The following is an 18,910-nucleotide window of genomic DNA, read 5'->3' as shown; positions in this document are numbered from 1 at the left end:
CGGTACTGCATCTTTGCAACAAGGACTGTCATTCTGAGCGCAGCGAAGAATCTGTCCTCGTCACCATGGGTGCAGGCGCCGACATGAAGAAGAAACCCGCTCCGCTGCTGAACCCCGGTACCGGCAAGCCTGTGACTTTCGAAGACCTGCAGCCCGTTTTCTGCGACGAACTCATCAAGCAGGAACTCGACAACGACACTCCGTTCATTCCTATTCCAGAAGATATTCTGACATTCTACAAGATGTACCGTCCGTCGCCGCTGGTCCGCGCTTACTTCTTGGAACAGGCTCTCGGCACTCCGGCACACATTTATTACAAGTTCGAAGGCAACAACACTTCGGGCAGCCATAAGCTCAACTCCGCTATCGCACAGGCTTACTACGCTAAGCAGCAGGGCCTCAAGGGTGTGACAACCGAAACGGGTGCTGGCCAGTGGGGCACCGCCCTTTCGATGGCTTCTGCCTTCTTCGGCATCGACTGCCAAGTCTATATGGTGAAGGTCTCTTACGAACAGAAGCCGTTCCGCCGCGAAGTGATGCGCACCTACGGAGCCTCCGTGACGCCGTCCCCGTCCATGACGACCGACATCGGCAAGAAGATCAACGAAGAATTCCCGGGCACCACGGGTAGCCTTGGCTGCGCCATCTCCGAAGCCGTGGAAGCCGCCGTGAAGCAGCCGGGTTACCGCTACGTTCTCGGTTCCGTGCTGAACCAGGTGCTCCTCCACCAGTCCGTGATCGGTCTCGAAACGAAGGCTGCTCTCGACAAGCTCGGCGTGAAGGCCGACCTCATCATCGGTTGCGCTGGCGGTGGTTCTAACCTCGGTGGCCTTATCAGCCCGTTCGTCGGCGAAAAGCTCCGTGGCGAAGCCGACTACGATATTCTCGCTGTGGAACCGGCAAGCTGCCCGAGCTTCACTCGCGGTAAGTACGCCTACGACTTCTGCGATACCGGTAAGGTTTGCCCGCTCGCCAAGATGTACACTCTCGGCTCTAGCTTCATTCCGTCCGCTAACCACGCCGGTGGCCTGCGCTATCACGGCATGAGCAGCATCCTCTCTGAACTCTACGATCAGGGTCTGATGCGTGCAACGTCCGTGGAACAGACCAAGGTGTTCGAAGCCGCAAAGCTCTTCGCCCAGACCGAAGGTATCCTCCCGGCTCCGGAATCCAGCCACGCCATTCGCGCAACGATCGACGAAGCTCTCAAGTGCAAGGAATCTGGCCAGGCAAAGAACATCGTGTTCGGCCTCACCGGTACGGGTTACTTCGACATGGTTGCCTACCAGAAGTTCAACGACGGCGAAATGAGCGACTACATCCCGACGGATGAAGACATCGCGAAGAGCCTCGCAAAGCTTCCAAAAATAGACTAAAGAACGCCACTACGTGGCTACAGACGAAAGACGAAAGAATATTTCGTAGAAACGTCCAGCACATCGCTGGGCGTTTTTTCTGTGCATTTTCCAGCCGCAACGCGACCACTTGTTTTCAAATAGCGTTATTTATATATTAACATCACCACCGATTTTTTCGAGTGCGTTGCCAGGCTTGCACCTGTCTAGTGAAGCCCCAGAGTTATTATATCGTTTGCTATATGAATTAAAAAAATGATAAGGCAATGGCTACCCATACAAAACCGGTCGTATTTCCGAACTACAAACCCGTTGTTGTTCCGGCATCCCAGGTCGAAAGGGTCTTGAAGTATCTTAGGGGCGAACTCAAAGTTCCTAAGGTCACTCGCCCGATTACGTACAGGTCATCTGCCAAATGATTTGATGCTTGAACCGAACAACTTTTCTTTACTTCCTTGCCAAAAGGAAGATTTTCGAGCTATTTCAGAACGAGGATTTTTCTGTTTACGTTTTTATCGTTTCAAAGCCATCGTCAATTCTAGCAACACGTTTCCATTTGCATCGACACGGACTTTGCCATTTGGCGAAATTTCTGCCAACTGTTCATCCAGCTTTTTCACAAGAACTGGATCTATATTCGCGCCAAAATTAAAGACCAATTTTATATATGCCACTTTAGAGGCAGTTTCGTCTGTAATTTCATTTTTCTTTACATCGAGATACTTGAATTCGCAAGATTTTTCAAGCGAATCGCCCTTGAATACAATTTTCCATGCTTCATTATACTTTTTCACAAAATCAAATAGATTGCTATAGCGCTTTTTATAGACAATACGTTTTCGCCATTCATTTGGCAGTTTAACAAAATTATGTTCGAAAAGACCATATTGGCATTTTTCCGTTCCATCCCCATAAAAAACTTGTTCTAATTTTTCTTCAAAACTTGAAACATTTTTAACAGTCTCCGCCGAAAATCCATTCAATTCATTTTTAACAGATTCTCGCAAATTTCGCAATGCATTTATGACAGAATAGGTTTGGTTTAAAAGTTCATCCGAGAAAAAAATATTTGATTTCAAAGAACCAGGAATTATCCAATTCCCTTTTTCAAAATCATAGACAAATTGATCTTTCCAGAATTTTCCATCCAAAGGAAGAGTGCCATACTTTAGCGATAAAGCATCATAATCAACAACCATACCGGGATTTTGGATTTTTACAGAATCATACCATGAAGCGGGTTCAAGATTGATACGAACAGAATAACGGAACTTGCCATATTTTTTTGAAAAACCATCATAAAATACAGCCTTAAGCGGAGGAAGATTTAATTCCTTTACATCTGATAAAATTCTCAAATCAATCTTTTCAACATCACAAGACTCCATAATAATAAAGCCATTAGCTATGGAAAAAGCAAGCTTAATATAGGCATCAATACTAGCGTTAAAGCCCTTTCCATTTATTAGACTAGAATCAACATTATTTGCAAAACCAATAGAATCTAAAGTTATTTTATACACAAGCGTATTTGACTGATTATGCAATTTGGCTTTATTTATTTTACTCAAATTTTTTGAGTTTTGCATATCATAAAAATTGCTTTCATCATATTTATCAAACATGTATTTCAAAGACTCGTTCAATATCGCAATATGGCCTACAGGAGAAATTTTTCTAGCGAATGGGGCTAATTTTTTCTTCACCTTGTTTAGGTCTAAAGTTCCTGCATTACCGTCTTTATCAAGGTCAATGCCATAATCCAAAACATGTTGCGTATATACATTGAGCTTTCTTATCCTTTCAACAATTTCTTCTAACGATAAAGGTTTCTTTCCGCTTGAAAACGCAAGTTGTCCAAAAACGGGTATTTGTACATCTTTCAATTTATCAAGTTCTACATCCATCCAAAGAGACTCATCGCGAATATTAGTCTTCATCTCTTTTTTCGTTATAAAAATTTTCAAATTGCCTTCTTCAACGAAATATGGTCCAGGTAATGAAATCGTATTCTCCCTTGTTATACCAGGAACATCCATCGTAAAAGAGTCAAATTTAGCACCAAGGGAATATCCGTCTTTTTCTTTGGCAAATACAAAATCAGCCCCAAACGTAGCCGTAATTTGCGATTTTGCTTTAATCGTTTCAAAACTTACATTCTGTCGGTCTGTTTTTAAAATAAATTCAATTTTCAAAGAATCTTTGGGATCCCACAAAAAATATTCTTTATCATATTTAAAAAGATCAATCGTTTCTATAGGCTTACCCAAATAATAGTTTTTCTTCATTTTTAGATTTATTGCAGAGAATGGAATACTTTTTTTCTTCAACGAATCAACAACAGCCTTCACCCCCCGCATATCCACACGAAGCATTATACCAGGTTTCGCCTGAACGTGTAAAGACCGCATAATATCCGCTCTAACATTATCGATTTTTCTAATTATTTTATAAGCACTATACTCTTTTCCTGCTATTTTCAGTTTTTTTCCGACATACGGGATTTTATAATTTTCGCTTATTGCAGGAAAAGAATCTAAAGTATCAATGTTTAACTTTACAACAGGATTCCCTTCTACCGGCAGTCTATAACCAGACCCTTCATCACACCAATCAGCTAAATAGGAAACGTTCATTTTCGCATCGTTTAAGCCAACCATTAGCAAAATAGTCATCACAAAAACAACGCACCAACATTTTTTTCTTTTAGTGAGTCCTGAATAACGCATATTTATTACCGCATAAATTTATTATTTTCCATTCACGCCTTTCAATTTGAGCGGTGTCGCCACAAATGTAATACCTGTTGTATGTCCTGGATTTGAGTCCGAGGCTTTTCTACATCAGTCTCTTACTTAAATTCAACCAGTAAATCGATGGTCATTTTTCCGTCTCGGGAGAATGCGACTTGAGCCTTTGTCGGGAATTCCGCCAGACGTTTACGCAGGATTTTTACCAGCTCCTGCCCGAAATCCGGTCGCAATCCGAAGTCCAGGTCGAACGAGATTTTTGCATAGGCGACCTTCCCCTTGAACAAGCCCCGCTCAACAGCGACCGATTTTTTCTTGGCATCGAGAAATTCGATTTTGCACAGGCCTTTGGTTCCAAAGACATTTTTCCAGGCACTGTTAAATTTTTCGGCAAAATCCTGCACATCGCCAAAGACCTTGCGGTACTTCGCACCCACGTTTTTCACAAGGCCGTAGCTGTTGTATTTCGTAGTATCCACGAAGACGACACGATCCATTTTCCCGACAACCGCCGCAACGTGTTTGACAGCCTCGCCAATGGAATCCGCCGTCGTCGAACCTTCCACATGGTTGCGCAACTCACGCAGGGCGTTCTCGACGGCATAGACATGGGCTAGCAAATCTTCACCAGTAAACGAGGCAAAACGTTTTAAAGGAGCGGGTACATTCCATTCGCCACGGTTAAAATCGTAAGTAAACTTTTCCCTGCCGCCTTTGTTCTTCATGGGCAAAACAACAGAATAGCCAACCTTGAACGAGAGGGAATCAAAATCCACGACCATAGACGGATGAGCCCTCATCACAGAATCTGCATCTTTCGCATTTATACTTACATTGTAGCGGAGCTTTCCATAATTTTCCTCATGACCATCTCCGAACTTGGTATCAAATATTCCGACCCCCATGGAATAAACATGGTTGGACAACGAAAAATCCACTTTATCGAGAATCAGGGCGTCATAGACTAGAGTGCCCCCTTTCGCGAGATAAATCAGAATTTTAACATAGACATCGACTTCGGCTTCAAAACATTGTGTATTTTTCATATCCACATCGAATTTCGGGAGATACATCAGCTTTTGGGGCGAAATTTTAAGAACAATATAATTCTTCCCTTCATGCAACGGGACACTCCCCGTAACAGTTTGCAAAGAATCTCCATACAACTTCACAAAATCGCGTTCGTCATATTCCTTCCGCACATCCCGTAGAGTGCGGTTCAATATGGACACTCCGCTCAACGGGATTTTTTTCACGAAAATGCTATCCATTACTTTTTTCGCATCAGAGAGATTTATCTTGTTGTCATCTCCAATAGCACAATCCACTCCATATTGAACAATGTGGAGATACTCATCGAGATTTTCGACAATCTCCCTTATGCTGTATTTACTCTTTCCATAGGAGAATTCCTTTTTTTCAAGAAATGGGATTTCGACAATGTCCAAAGCCCAATAATAACCCTTCAGCGAAAAATACACCTCCCCTATTTCATCTATCAACTCCAGGTTATCCTTCGCCCCATCCTTGGACAGGAAAATCTTGTAATTGCCTTCCTTGATCCGAGCCGGCCAGCCTTTCGTATCCTCGGACGTCAATCCTGGCATTTCCAGGACAAATGACTTGAAATTTGTATTCAGTTCAGGATTCTCCTTGAATTTCGAAATTTTAAAATCGAACGAAACAACAGCATTGAGGGGAGAATCTTTTTTCAGGGGTCCCAAATCCAGATATACGCTATCCGTATTGAGATTGAAATCGATGCCCGACAATTTGGCATACGTGTTCGACATGCAAGAATCTTCTTTCAGCGTCAGGAGATCAATGGACTCCACCTTGGAATCGGCATCATGCATCAAGTTGAGATTGATAGACGAAAAGAAATCGGAATACCGTCGAGAACCCATCTTCGAATTCAAGGAATCCATCGTCTTTTTGAGGCCAGGCAAGTCCAACAACAGCGTGTCCTTGTATTCTCTCATATTGCCCTTCATGGCAAGCATGATGTTTGTCCTCACGGCATCGACCTTACCGATTATTTCAGAAACACTATACCAATAATCGCCTACTTTCAAATTTGCACTAGGACCCCCAAAATAAGAAGAGTAAATGGAGAACGTCAAGGAATGACCGCTTTTGACATGCGGAATCTCAAAATTTTCATCAAATCGGGGAATGCTCGAATCCGCGCTGGCGACTTCAAGTTTCAAGGCTGTCGAAGGATCGTTGAACTTCGCATTATTCTTGCAACAGACAATTTTCGGAGTGTACAAATAGCGGTTACTGGACGAATAGAAATGGTCCAAATTGGGCCTTGCCATGGACGCATGCACATTGCCAAAGCAAAGTGCAAGGACCAACGCACCCAAAAAACGGTGTGCAAGAAGCGTTGTCGTATTCATGATTCCTTCCTTATCACTTTTATTCTTGACGGATAAAATAGCAAAATAAAGGACGCGAAGGCAAATGCAAATCGCGTCTAAAATAATCGACTGGTGTAAAAATTTTAATTTCAGCGGTTCAGGAGAATGCGTAGCGACCGCTTGCTATGCGGGTTACGGACGATATAGACTCCGTTATTGAATCCGGCTGCACCGAGGGAAGATTGTAAATCATCCGTCAAGAGAATCGTACCAAGCTTTTTACCGGAAAGATCGAAAACCTGGAGCCTTGTGTGCGAGGAAATCAAATCGGCTTCGCGTGGCAATACCGGAATTGCGGTTCTCGACGTATCGCCCGAAGCAATCGAATCATCCGCAACGGCGTACCACTTGGCATTTTCAATGTTTGCCGTTGCATCGGTCGGGGGCGTCGTGAGGTTTGCACCAAAGTTCGCATTGTTCAGCATGTCAGTATTGACCATGCCGTAGAAAATTCCCTTTGAGATTTCCTTATCGAAGTTGTTTTCGAGGTCGCCGCGAAGCTGAGCTGTGCCGGACAGTTTCTTACCATTTACCGCCCACATCACGCCATAGACTTGTGCGTTGTCGGTCACGGTCGTATTCACGATAATCGAAATCGCACCGACTTTAGCCTTGCCGCTAATCGTGCCGCTTACGAGCCAAGCATCCTCTTCGAGCACGGCATCACCGCTGATGTTTCCCGCAGTCACGAGCGCACGCCCGCGTACCACGGCGTTATCGCTAATTGTTCCGCCATTCACGACTGCAAAATCTTCAATGCGGGCATTCCCAGAAATCGTACCGCCGTTCACGACCGCATCGGGGCCCACATAAGCGGTAGCCGCCACTTTCGCCTTGTTGCTCACGAGACCGCCGCCATTTGCATGCTTAGTATAGCCGCTTGCATTTGCGGGCTTCCAAAAATCTTTGTTATAGCCTTCGGGAGCGCCGTTTACGACTTCAATCATGTACGGGTAGCGCACAATGCTGTAGTAGAACTGGTCCCAGAGAATCGTCTGCATTTCGGTCGGAGTCGCCGTTACCACAAGCCACAAAGCCTTGTCATTTGACTTCGTCTCAATTTCAAGATTGGAACCCGTTCCATGCTTCATTTCGCTGTAACGCGGCGTACCGTCTGCACCTTCCGCCACAAGGCCGACAGTCCAACCCGATTTTGGATCGGGTAACTTGTCCGGTGCATAATTGCACCAATTGTACGTTTTTCCTTTGTAGTAGTCGGTATTGTCGCCAAAGCATTTATATCCGCTAACAGTCGGCTTGTCCTGCACGATGCCACGGAACTTGATTGTCACCTTCCCCGCCGTTTCTGGATAAATGCGCACAAGGTTATAACCCCAACGCTGCGGAGCCCAATAAGAGGGCGAAATGTAACGGTCCGCGCACTCCTCGCCTGCGGCACACTCCATCTTGTTCAGCATGGTCACACGCGTATGCCTACGGTAATTGTCGCCCCAGCTTGCGTCACGACGCGTCTTAAATTCATAATCGCCATAGGATTTTTTGTACAAACTCTTTTTTGTCGGAGCGTATTCAAGCGTCGCGTTTTTCATGGCGAACTTTCCGAATTGTTCATTCAACTGTTCCAACGACCAGCCATAGACCATCATCATCGCGCTAAACGGAGTCTGCTCCATGCGGCCATCTTCCCCGTCGCGAATCGATTCCATCCAGATGCGGTTGACTTCGTGCGCCCCCTTGTAGCCACCTCCAAATTCTTCCTTGAGGTGTTCCAGAAATTGCCAGTTGCAATAACGGTCACGCGTCGAACCGTAATACAAATACGGATAGTTAATCAGATATTCCGAGCAATGGGCGTCATTTGGATTGTACTGGTGAGCCATCCAGTTCGCATGGCTCTCGGCGAACCATCCCGAATGGCTGTTGTTGCCCATCCAGCCGGCAACGCCCTGTAAGCCGTGAGCGAATTCGTGCGACGTACCCCAATAATCCTTGAGGGAACCAACGCCAATCCACATGCCGGGGCCAAATTCGTTGTTCAGTCCCTTCACGTAATCCTGGCCGCCGTAAAGTGCCGCCATCACAGAGTTGTCGAACACGTAAATGTTGCTTTTGAGTTTTCGGTCCGGGCTTTTCGGGAACGGGAGCATCCAGCCGAGCGAATCAATGTAAAACGAATACACCTTCTCTAGCGATTGGAGTACACCCTCGGCATCCGATGTCGGAATGGAAACATTATTCGCCTTTCCGTCGTCACTCGTCGGCTTTTTGCAAACCTCGAAATGTTCCGAAGAACGAATCAGCGTAAAGCCATTGCTTTCACACTGCGGAATCCAGTTTACGTCTGCGAATGCGGCAACGGCGGCAACGCATACAATTTGCGGAAATAGTCTCATATCACAACCCATCAACAACCCTAGAACATTCTAGGTATTACTAATATATACTCTCACGCTCTCAAGAGCAAGATTTAATTAACGCATAGTAGTCTTGAGACAACGAAAAATACCGAAATTTCGACGATGACGAAACTAATGGATGATGTAGTAAAAAAACATGTTTCTGCATCACTCGACTCCCGCGTCATTGCTCTTCGTGCATAAGCCGCGATTATCCAATGCGTGAGCAAGCTCCTACGTTGTTCCGGACTTGAGCCGGAATCTTAGTCACAAAAAATGGCGGCTCATGCTTCGACATTGCTCAGCACAGGAGTCCGCCATGAAAATGCCACAGTGATATAACAATTTACAGGATTCTACTACTGTTTTTGGCCGGTCAGGCGGTAGCGATGTTCCACGCCGTTTTTCTTGAACCGCACGAATAAACTTTGTTCGCGAACGTCGTAGATAAGTCTTGGCAAATGCGATTCTACAGTTCGTACGATTGAAAAACTTCGAATAAAGTTTGTGCTATCCTGAGCGGTCGTATCCGTTTTTGACGTATCAATCTTGGACGTGTCCGTCACGACGGTATCTTTCTTGCTGGTATCTGGTGGAGGTTCTTGCGACTTGAGGATTTCGAGCATTTTTTCGGCATAGCGTTCGCCAAAAGTCTGGTAGCCATCACGCGTGAAATGCAACGTGTAGCTCGTTTCTTTAAGTGCCGGGCAACCCTGTGCCGAAATCAAATGACCGTTCGGAATAAGGTCCGCCGCCTGTTTCACGGCATCGTTACGCCAACCCAAATCGCCTGTCGGTGCAAGTTCGCCAATGAGAATCGGGGTCTTTTCCGGGTCCAGCTCCAGTTCCTTGATCAAGTCATCATAAACTTTCTTGACGCGTTTCGGCCAGTCGTTCATCTGGTAGTCCGCTTCGCCTTGGTGGAACAAAAAGCCCTTGATGACGCCTTTCTGCTTTGCGATTTTTCCCATTTCGACAATGCGTTTATACACATCGCCGCCGTATTCGTCGAGGTACTGGATCCACCACGTATCGCCCTTGTTCTTTGCGTTCTGCACGTAGGACTTGTTGCGGTCCTTGTCGAACAAGTCAATGCTCTGACCGCCAATCGCCACATTCGCGACAGCGACCTTGATGCTGTCCGGGAGTTCCTTGATCATCTTGCGACCAAAGAAATCGACGATGCCCACCTTGGATTGGCTATGCCCCATCGGAGGTGCCGCCGGATAAAACTCCCCCACTTTCTGATTGGAATGGTTCCCGGCACGCAGCACCAAGAAACGCGGATTCGTCTGACGGTCCGCATCAGTGACGGTCGCCTGCCCCGACATATTGGATTGCCCGTAAGCAAGGTAAATGTGCAGGTTTTTGTCCTGCGCAAAACTCGTCGTACTGAGCACAGCCCCTAGTACGACGCTAGACATAAGGAATTTTTTTAACATTTGTTTCTCCAAACAAAAATTTCAACCCTATTTCATATAATAGAAAAAATCAGCGTTTCATCAAGTGAACTGAGAATACAAAAGAACTGAGAATACACGTTACTGAGCATTTCACCTGATAATTAATCAAAAAAACAACATTGTAAAATTTTCTTTATAGCAAAAGAAAAAAAAATTAATTGTTTTTTTCTATTTTATTTTCGAAACAATTCATCTCGAGGAGATATCATGAAAAAAATCATCTTTATCGCAGCAATGCTCTTGACATTTGCGTCGCATTCGTTTGCATATGTCGAAAAGCCTTTTATTTCAGGCCTTCAACTTACAGAAGGTATTGAATTTGCCACTGGCGACGATTCCCCAAAATTAGACCAAATAATGGGTATGAGAATCTACATGGCATTTTCTTATAACGCTTTGATTGCTATAACTCCAGAATTGGCGATACATCCGGGTATCGGTTTCAACTTCCGCATAACGTCTGAATCGGACAATGACAGCTATAGCGGTTATGGTGTCAGCTATTCCTCGAATGATGACCAAAGCGTTATTTCGCTTGGCATCACGGTCCCCGTAATGGCTCGCTATTATTTTAACAACGTATTTTTCGGAGAACTTGGTGTTGAAGCCATGTACAATTTCTTTGAAAAATACAGATATAAAAACAATGGTTGGGAAGATATCAAAGAATCTAATGCTTTAAACTTCGGCGTTACTGGAGGCCTTGGTGTTACGCTGTTCTTCGGGCTTGAATTCAATCTCAACTTCACTTATGGCATCACTGATTTGTACGAGCAGCGCACCTACACCGATTACTATGACGATTATAACGGCGTCGAACGTAAATACACATACAAAAGCCCGACTTGGTCTTACATGCGCATAAACTTCAACATCGGTTACTGGTTCGGTTATAAGAAATAATAATTTATATACAGAATTTCAGATTTCGCAACATTTCGACAATAAGCTTAACACAAAAATCCCCCGGCAAACGCCGAGGGATTTTTCTAAAGTATGGATTCTATCGGGACAACGTCCCTCCAGAATGACATTTATTCGCTACACTAAAGCCGAGCAGTCTTCCGTGAGCAAAAAGCGCTCGGTATTGCGATTACATCGCATAAACCGGCACCTCAACAATAGAAACAAACAAGTTTTGTTTCTGCTGCACTCGGTTTAGATTTATTTAACCGAGCGCGATTGCGACCTTTGTTCCACTTAGCACTTTAGTGCTTATGTGGACATGGTCCGCGAATGGGGAGAGTGAGCGTCGCTCACATATTTCTATGGATTCTAGACGCGAACGGATTACCCGTGAACGAAAAGCGACCGGTATCAACCGGTCGTGTCGGCGAGAGCGAGGCGTGGTTCGACAGGCTCACCAACCTTAATTCTGATTGCGTAAGAGCCGAGCGGTCTTATTAACCGTGAGCGAGAAACGCCTGGCATTAGCCAGGCGTTTTCGCGAGAGTGAGCGTCACTCACATATTTCTATGGATTCTAGACGCGAACGGATTACGTATGTGCGTCAACCCATTCGGCGTTCTTCTTGCAGGCTTCGACGGACTTGTCGAATGCAGCCTTTTCTTCGTCGTTCATGGAGACTTCGAGAATCTTTTCGACACCGTTTGCACCAACGACAACCGGCACGCCGCAGTAGAGGCCCTTCACGCCGTATTCGCCATTGAGCATGGCTGCGCAAGAGAACACGTTCTTCTTGTCGAGGAGGTAAGCTTCAGCCATGTGGATAGCAGAAGTTGCCGGGCTGTAGAAAGCGGAGCCGCGACCGAGGAGGTTCACGATTTCGCCACCTGCACCAGCAGTACGCTTTGCGAGTTCAGCAAACTTTTCCTTGCTCATAAGCTGAGATACCGGGATGCCGCCGACAGAGACGCATTCCATGATGGATACCATCGTGTCGCCGTGGCCGCCCATAACGAGAGCCTTGACGTCTTCGACGGAAACGCCGAGTTCGTCAGCGACGAAGCAAGCGAGACGAGCGGAGTCGAGCACGCCAGCCATACCGATAACCTTGTTGGCCGGGAGACCGGACTGCTTCTGCATGTTATAGACCATGGCGTCGAGCGGGTTCGTAATCACGATCACGAAAGCGTCCGGAGCGTTAGCCTTGATGGCTTCGGCAACAGTCTTGATAACGCCGCAGTTCTTGTCCAAAAGGTCGTCGCGGCTCATGCCCGGCATACGCGGGAAACCAGCGGTAACGATAACCACGTCAGCACCCTTGAGGTCGGCGTAGTCGGTAGAACCCTGAAGATCGACGGACGAATTGATGACGGAGCGGCCTTCCATAATGTCAAGAGCCTTGCCCTTCGGCATGCCCTGAGTCATCGGAATATCGATAAGAACGACATCGCCAAGGTTCTTCTGTGCAAGCACGAGAGCCATTGTACCACCAATTTGACCTGCACCAACAAGTGCAATCTTCTTTCTAGCCATGATTAACCTTCCTTTTAAGGTATTAAAAATTTTACGTGTCAAATATAGCAAAAGAAATGTAAAACCGGCAACGTTACATTGTTATTTATTTGTCATCCGAGATGGTGATTCTCGCATCGTAACCCTTCATTTTTTCGAACCACTAACCACCAACCACTAACCACTTTTCTATCTTTGCACGCACTATGAGTATTGCTATTCCTCAACTGCCTAAGGGCACACGTGATTTTTACCCGGAAGCTGAACGCATCCAGAACTATATTTTCGACACCTGGCGCAAAGTCGCCGAAAGCTTTGCCTACGAAGAATACGAAGGACCGATGTTTGAACATCTGGAACTTTACACCGGAAAGTCCGGCGATGAAATCGTAAGCCAGCTCTACAACTTTAAAGACAAGGGCGACCGCGAAATCGCACTCCGCCCCGAAATGACCCCGACGCTCGCCCGCCTCGTGATCCAGAAGGCCCGCGAACTCAAGAAGCCGTTCAAGTGGTTCTCCATGCCGCGCTTGTTCCGTTACGAAAAGGCGCAGAAGGGCCGCCTCCGCGAATTCTTCCAGCTGAACATGGACATTATCGGAACCGAAAGCATCTACGCCGAAGCAGACCTCATGGCTTCCATCGCGACGATGCTTCGCAAGTTCGGCCTCAAGGACAGCGATTTTGCGATTGGCGTTTCGAGCCGCAAGCTCCTCGCCACCTACCTCGAAGAAATTGGCGCTCCGAACCCGGCGCTTGTGTATCCGGTGCTCGACCGCCGCCTGAAAATCGGTCCGGAAGCTTTTGCCAAGGCTCTCACCGAAGCAGGACTTTCCGAAGCACAGATCAAGCTGCTAGACGATTTCATGAGCTGCAAGTCCATCGAAGAAGTGAAGGCCGCCGTGAAAAGCGAAAACGCTACAGCAGCCCTCAAGGAAATCGAAGACTTGTTCGCAACGCTTGCCGCAGCGGGCTTTAGCGAATGCGTGAACCTCGACCTTTCCATTGTGCGTGGCCTCGCCTACTACACAGGCATCGTGTTCGAAGTGTTCGACAAGGGCAAATCCATGCGCGCTATCGCAGGTGGCGGACGTTACGACAGCCTCACCGAAAAGCTCGGTGGCGACCGCATCCCGGGTGTCGGCTTTGGCATGGGCGATGTCGTCTTGGCCGACCTTCTGCGCGAACGCGGACTTTTGCCGAGTCCGAAGCAGCATGTGGATTTCTACATTGCAAGCTTCACGAACGACATGAAAAAGATTTTCGAAACAGCCCAGGTGTTCCGCGCAAACGGCAACTCCGTATCGCACCCGCTTGCCACCATGAAGATGGGCAAGCAGCTGGAACAGGCAAACTACCAAGGCGCAAGCATTGTCGTTTATGTCGATGGCGACAAGGCGGCAGCCGGGCAGTTCGAATTCAAGGATCTCCGCGACGGCTCGATGCACGTGGGCGACACCGCCGCCATCATCGAACGCAGCAAACAGAACATCGAATCGAAAAAATCATAAAGGAGATTCCCGGTCAAGCCGGGAATGACATCTCTGCATGACACCAGTAAAAGTATTAATCACCATCCTTTCTTTGTTCCTCACCCTTGGGGTGATGGCACTCGCCTACCCCGAGGACGGAATCCACATTGGCGATACGACGTTGCGCTACCCGAAGCTATCGCAGGTTTTCGAGAAGGCCGAGACCACAACGGACTCCGCCGGAAACGAAGTCAAGGTCGAGCAAGTCGATCCGGAAGAAGCCATCCGCCAGATGATGGAAGAGACAAAGGCAAAGCAATTTGCAGCTTACTCCGATTCGCTCAAGTACTATGAGGATTTCTTCAGGGAAGGTCGCACACGCTTTGATTTGCCGAACGACGACCTGACGTGGTTTGATAGATTCTTCACGAATCTCCAGAATGCGCAAAAGGATTCTAGCGTCGTCCACATCATCCACTACGGCGACTCGCAGCTCGAAGAAGACCGCATTTCTTCGGCCATCCGCGAAGACCTGCAAACAGAATTTGGCGGCAACGGTCCGGGACTCCTCCCTGCCGTGATGCACATTCCGTCGCAAACGACATCGCAGTGGAACAACGGCAACATGCAGCGCTACATCATCTTTGGCCCCAAAGAGGAACATGCAACGCATAACCGCTACGGTCCTCTGGCACAGGTGGGCGAACTCAGCGGTTCCGCCGTTGTCAATATCAAGAAGCGTGAAAGCAAAAAAGACATGTTCCCGCACGTCGGTGGCTATTCGACCATCAAGGTGCTCGCCGGCAAAAAAGGCAACTTGAAAGTACGACTCACATACGAGCACGAAGTCGCCGAAGAAGTTGGTCAAAATGCAGACGGAACGCCGAAAATCAAATTCAAGAACAAGAAGGAGACCGCCGAAGACCCGGTTTACGAAGAATTCACGAAGCTCAGAGTTTATACGTGGAAACTCCCGGACACGACATCGAACATCAAGCTTTATTTGAGCGGACGCACCGAAATTTACGGTATTTCCGTCGATGGCGCTTACGGTGTCGCTGTTGATAACGTAGCCATGCGCGGCAGTTCGGGCACGATATTCCACAAGATAGACAACGAGTTGCTCGCCGAATCTTACAAGGCCGTCAACGCAAAACTGATCATCATGGAATACGGCGGAAACATGGTGCCGAGCATGACTCCGAAAGTTTTGGACTGGAGCAAAAAACTCATTACCAGACAAATTCAAGCCATCCAGAAAGCGAATCCCGATGCGGACATTCTCTTTATCGGACCGGCCCACATGGCAAAGCAGTATAACGGCAGGTGGCAGACGTATCCGGGGCTTGGCATTACCATCAAGATGCTTCGCGAAGTGGCTCTCGAAAACGGCCTTGCCTACTGGGACATGTACCGCGTAATGGGCGGCGAAGGCTCCATGATCAAGTGGGTCAAGAAATCCCCGCCGCTTGGCTTTACCGACCACGTCCACTTTACACGCCGCGGTGCAGCCTACATGGGCGACCTGTTCTGCTCTTCGCTCCACATGTATTACGATTACTTCCAGTTCCGCGAAAGGCACAACTTGAACGATTCGAAGCTCAAGGACATCCGCAAAATTTCGAACAAGAAAGCCCCTGTCGCAGATACTACCAAAGTAATAGAATCTAATACAAAATCCAACAACAAAGCTAAATCCACTAAAGCCGGAGGGGGTGTATAAGTGAGAAAAAAGCTTGCCATTATTGCGGCTATTATCGGCATATTCAGCATCGGTTTTACGGAAGTCTCCGCAAAGGATATGGAAATTACACCGGGCTATTATGATGTAGATTTTTCAAAATACGATTTCATTGATACGTCTCTAAACACCATCCAGTTTCCGAGAGGCAGTGCAAGTTTCGATTTGTTTTTCAACAAGCTCGATACGCTTGTCTTCGAGAACAGGGGCAAGGTGAGGATTCTCCACATTGGCGGTTCTCACTTGCAAGCAGACGTTATCTCCGGACGCATTCGCGAGCACCTGATTAAAGAATATCCGGGTGCATCGGCGGGTCGTGGCTTCGTATTCCCGTATTCAGCTGCAAGAACAAACACGCCGGCAAGCTACGCCAGTTCTTACAAGGGCATTTGGGACAAAAACAAAAACGTCCAAAAAGAAATTACGAAACCGCTTGGCCTCCTTGGCATTGCAATTAGCACAAGCGACCCTCGTGCCGAAATCACGCTCCTTTTGGACAAGTACAACAGCGAACCCATTTGGGGCGAAACAAGCTTTAGAGTTTTCGGATTCAGCGACAGCAACAATGTGGAGCCCGTGCTCCGCATCGATTCCATGGACGTTTTCGGGACGCTCGACACGGCAAGCCAAAGCTACGTGTTTACAAGCCCACGCCCAATTGACACCATACAAATTGCATTCCGCTGGTCTGATTCGACAAAGCAGGCCGAAGTCGCGGCGTTCATCACAGACTCGCTCTACAAGGATTCCGTCGCAAGGGCGGATTCACTTGCACGCGTAGCGGATTCGCTTAGGCTCGATTCGCTTGGACTTTTGCCTTCTTCCAATTCTATGGCACAAGTTGCGACCGCCGACTCCATGTTCCAAGGCGATTGCGAAGATGTTCTGGACACCAACTGTCTCAATCGCGATGAAGAATTGCAAAGTGCCATGAGGGATTCCGCGGCAACCGATACTGTTCCGCCTCGTCCGCACTTTACGCTCACAGGCATTCTCGCCGAAAACAACGCTCCTGGCATCACTTACACGAACGTCGGCATTAACGGAGCCAAGGTCTCGAACTACTTCGAAGAAACATGCCCGCTGTTCGAAAAAGAAATGTCGTACTACAAACCCGACCTCGTCATCTTTGCCATCGGCATCAACGACGCAAACGTCGAAGTCTTTAACGACAAAGCGTTCCGCGAAGATTATGACATGCTCATCAAGCGAATCCGCAAGGTGAGCCCCAAGACGGCGTTCATTTTCGAGACGAACAACGACTCCTATCGCAAAGTCCGCAAGAGAAAATACGTGCAGCATCCAAACGGCGAAGTGGCCCGCAAGTCCTTCTTTATGCTCGCCGACAAGCACAAGGCTGGCGTTTGGGACAAGTTCTCCATCATGGGCGGCCTCGGCTCCATGGCTAAGTGGGAAAAAGCGGACCTCGCCAAGAAAGACAAAGTCCATTTCAAGACGGCTGGTTACCAGCTGCTCGGCGACATGTTCTACAAGGCTTTGATGCAGGCGTATTTCGACCACATTGCGAACCTCCCTGCCGAAGACCCTGTAGCAGCGGCACAAGCACAAGCTGCAGAAAAAGCGGCTGCACAAATGACACCCCAAACAGCCGCCATAGCAAAGCAAGTCTCTCCCAAAGCGGTGAAAGACACTCCCATGAAAAATTCACCGATGCAGGCGACCGTCGCATCTGCCAGAAAGACAAAAGCAGAAATGCCCATGCCAAAGGTTATGCAACAAACTTCTAAAAACACTCAACAAAAAATTCAAATTCCGTTAAAGCCGGATGCACAATCCACGGAAAAGAAATAGCATCCAAAAACACTAATCTACAAGCCTAACGATCATGCTTGACTACATCATCCCCTACCTGACTCGCACATTCGCTTTTGACCCGAACTCCCCGCTTCTCTTTACCCAGTTCTACTTCTGGGGGTTCTTCGCGGTCGTATTCGCCATATTCTCGCTCGTACACAGCAAGCTATTGCTCCGCAACGCGTTCCTCTTTGGAACGAGCTTGTTCTTCTACTACAAGACGAGCGGCAGCTACGTGTGCATTCTCATCTTCTGCGTGATCGCGAACTTCTTCATCGGCAAGTGGATCGAGAAATCCGAGGTCAAGTGGAAAAAGAAATTGCTGATGATCATCGTCGTGATTATCGACCTCTTGGTGCTCTGCTATTACAAGTATTCTTACTTCTTCTTGGACGCGCTTTACGACTTTACCGGCATCGAGCTGCATGTCTATAACTTCTTCGCGGCGGCAAGCAACGCCATGTTCGGCACGCATTCACTCGTCGATCAGATTATTCTCCCGGTCGGTATTTCGTTTTTCACGTTCCAGGCGATGAGCTACTGCATCGACATTTACCGTGGCAAAATCAAGGCCGTCGATAACATTTTGAACTTCGGCTTTTACCTCTCGTTTTTCCCGCAGCTCGTGGCAGGCCCGATTGTGCGTGCAGACAAGTTTGTGCCGCAACTTTACAAGCCGTATTTCCTCCCCCGCCGCGCTTTCGGCATGGCCGTGTTCTGGATTCTGAACGGACTTGCCAAGAAGATTATCTTGAGCGACTACCTCGCGACAAACTTTGTCGATCGCGTTTTCGATACGCCGCTTTTGTTCACCGGCCTTGAAAACCTCATTGCGCTTTTCGCCTATTCGTTACAGGTCTATGCGGACTTCTCGGGTTACACCGACATCGCTATTGGCGTTGCGCTTTTGATGGGCTTCCGCTTGCCACAGAACTTCAACAGTCCTTACAAGGCAAAGAGCCCGACCGAATTCTGGCGCCGTTGGCATATTTCGCTTTCTAGCTGGTGGCGCGACTACTTGTACATCCCCCTTGGCGGTAACAGGAACGCAACCGTCGGCACGTTCTTCTGGATGGGTTTCTTGAGCCTTGTAGCCATCCTCCTTTCTGGCAGCAT

The 18,910-nt window shown here is 47.6% G+C and carries 11 protein-coding genes; 6 read left to right on the top strand and 5 right to left on the bottom strand.

Going from position 1 to position 18,910, the window contains the following annotated elements; translation table 11 throughout:
• The first annotated feature begins 65 nt into the window (after window positions 1–65).
• A complete protein-coding gene (locus IKG78_RS10905) occupies window positions 66–1,376 on the top strand; it encodes a TrpB-like pyridoxal phosphate-dependent enzyme (RefSeq protein WP_366075249.1) in 1,311 nt (436 codons plus the stop codon).
• A gap of 491 nt (window positions 1,377–1,867) precedes the next feature.
• On the opposite strand, the gene IKG78_RS10900 is transcribed toward IKG78_RS10905, so the two are convergent.
• The 4 genes from IKG78_RS10900 to IKG78_RS10885 all read right to left on the bottom strand — a co-directional run bounded on the left by IKG78_RS10900 (window position 1,868) and on the right by IKG78_RS10885 (window position 10,327).
• The gene (locus IKG78_RS10900) at window positions 1,868–4,084 is read right to left on the bottom strand and encodes a hypothetical protein (RefSeq protein WP_290943289.1); all 2,217 of its coding nucleotides are present in this window, start codon (window positions 4,082–4,084) and stop codon (window positions 1,868–1,870) included.
• 122 nt (window positions 4,085–4,206) lie between these two features.
• On the bottom strand, window positions 4,207–6,507 hold the full coding sequence (locus IKG78_RS10895) for a hypothetical protein (RefSeq protein ID WP_290943287.1): 2,301 nt from the start codon (window positions 6,505–6,507) through the stop codon (window positions 4,207–4,209).
• 110 nt (window positions 6,508–6,617) lie between these two features.
• A complete protein-coding gene (locus IKG78_RS10890; protein WP_290943285.1) occupies window positions 6,618–8,882 on the bottom strand; it encodes a DUF6055 domain-containing protein in 2,265 nt (754 codons plus the stop codon).
• Window positions 8,883–9,244: 362 nt separating this feature from the next.
• Entirely contained in the window at window positions 9,245–10,327 is a 1,083-nt protein-coding gene (locus tag IKG78_RS10885) for a sialate O-acetylesterase (protein WP_290943283.1), read from the bottom strand.
• Between the two features lie 228 nt (window positions 10,328–10,555).
• On the opposite strand from IKG78_RS10885, the gene IKG78_RS10880 reads away from it, so the two are divergent.
• Complete coding sequence (locus IKG78_RS10880; RefSeq protein ID WP_290943281.1) at window positions 10,556–11,251, top strand: outer membrane beta-barrel protein; 696 nt, start codon at window positions 10,556–10,558, stop codon at window positions 11,249–11,251.
• A gap of 594 nt (window positions 11,252–11,845) precedes the next feature.
• On the opposite strand, the gene mdh is transcribed toward IKG78_RS10880, so the two are convergent.
• Window positions 11,846–12,787: a malate dehydrogenase gene (mdh, locus tag IKG78_RS10875; protein WP_290943279.1), complete on the bottom strand. Its 942-nt coding sequence runs from the start codon at window positions 12,785–12,787 to the stop codon at window positions 11,846–11,848.
• Between the two features lie 185 nt (window positions 12,788–12,972).
• Here mdh and hisS point away from each other — a divergent pair, with 185 nt between their 5' ends.
• From hisS to IKG78_RS10855, 4 genes are all read left to right on the top strand, one after another.
• Window positions 12,973–14,277 (top strand): histidine--tRNA ligase, encoded by a 1,305-nt coding sequence (gene hisS / locus IKG78_RS10870; RefSeq protein WP_290943277.1) that lies wholly within the window; start codon window positions 12,973–12,975, stop codon window positions 14,275–14,277.
• 37 nt (window positions 14,278–14,314) lie between these two features.
• Entirely contained in the window at window positions 14,315–15,961 is a 1,647-nt protein-coding gene (locus tag IKG78_RS10865) for a hypothetical protein (RefSeq protein WP_290943275.1), read from the top strand.
• Window positions 15,962–17,791, top strand: coding sequence for a GDSL-type esterase/lipase family protein (locus IKG78_RS10860; RefSeq protein WP_290943273.1), 1,830 nt, complete (start codon window positions 15,962–15,964; stop codon window positions 17,789–17,791). It abuts the gene before it with no gap.
• 34 nt (window positions 17,792–17,825) lie between these two features.
• Window positions 17,826–18,910: MBOAT family O-acyltransferase (locus tag IKG78_RS10855; protein WP_290943271.1), on the top strand; the 1,085-nt coding region annotated here is incomplete at its 3' end.

This window comes from Fibrobacter sp., assembly GCF_017545445.1.
Taxonomy (GTDB): domain Bacteria; phylum Fibrobacterota; class Fibrobacteria; order Fibrobacterales; family Fibrobacteraceae; genus Fibrobacter.
The sequence above is the reverse complement of the archived record's forward strand: the minus strand, read 5'-3'. Positions and strand labels throughout refer to the sequence as shown.

Bases quoted from the DNA above. Each gene is read 5' to 3' on its own strand.
- IKG78_RS10905 (WP_366075249.1), top strand. From the start codon at position 66: ATGGGTGCAGGCGCCGACATGAAGAAGAAACCCGCTCCGCTGCTGAAC.
- IKG78_RS10900 (WP_290943289.1), bottom strand. From the start codon at position 4,084: ATGCGTTATTCAGGACTCACTAAAAGAAAAAAATGTTGGTGCGTTGTT.
- IKG78_RS10895 (WP_290943287.1), bottom strand. From the start codon at position 6,507: ATGAATACGACAACGCTTCTTGCACACCGTTTTTTGGGTGCGTTGGTC.
- IKG78_RS10890 (WP_290943285.1), bottom strand. From the start codon at position 8,882: ATGAGACTATTTCCGCAAATTGTATGCGTTGCCGCCGTTGCCGCATTC.
- IKG78_RS10885 (WP_290943283.1), bottom strand. From the start codon at position 10,327: ATGTTAAAAAAATTCCTTATGTCTAGCGTCGTACTAGGGGCTGTGCTC.
- IKG78_RS10880 (WP_290943281.1), top strand. From the start codon at position 10,556: ATGAAAAAAATCATCTTTATCGCAGCAATGCTCTTGACATTTGCGTCG.
- mdh (WP_290943279.1), bottom strand. From the start codon at position 12,787: ATGGCTAGAAAGAAGATTGCACTTGTTGGTGCAGGTCAAATTGGTGGT.
- hisS (WP_290943277.1), top strand. From the start codon at position 12,973: ATGAGTATTGCTATTCCTCAACTGCCTAAGGGCACACGTGATTTTTAC.
- IKG78_RS10865 (WP_290943275.1), top strand. From the start codon at position 14,315: ATGACACCAGTAAAAGTATTAATCACCATCCTTTCTTTGTTCCTCACC.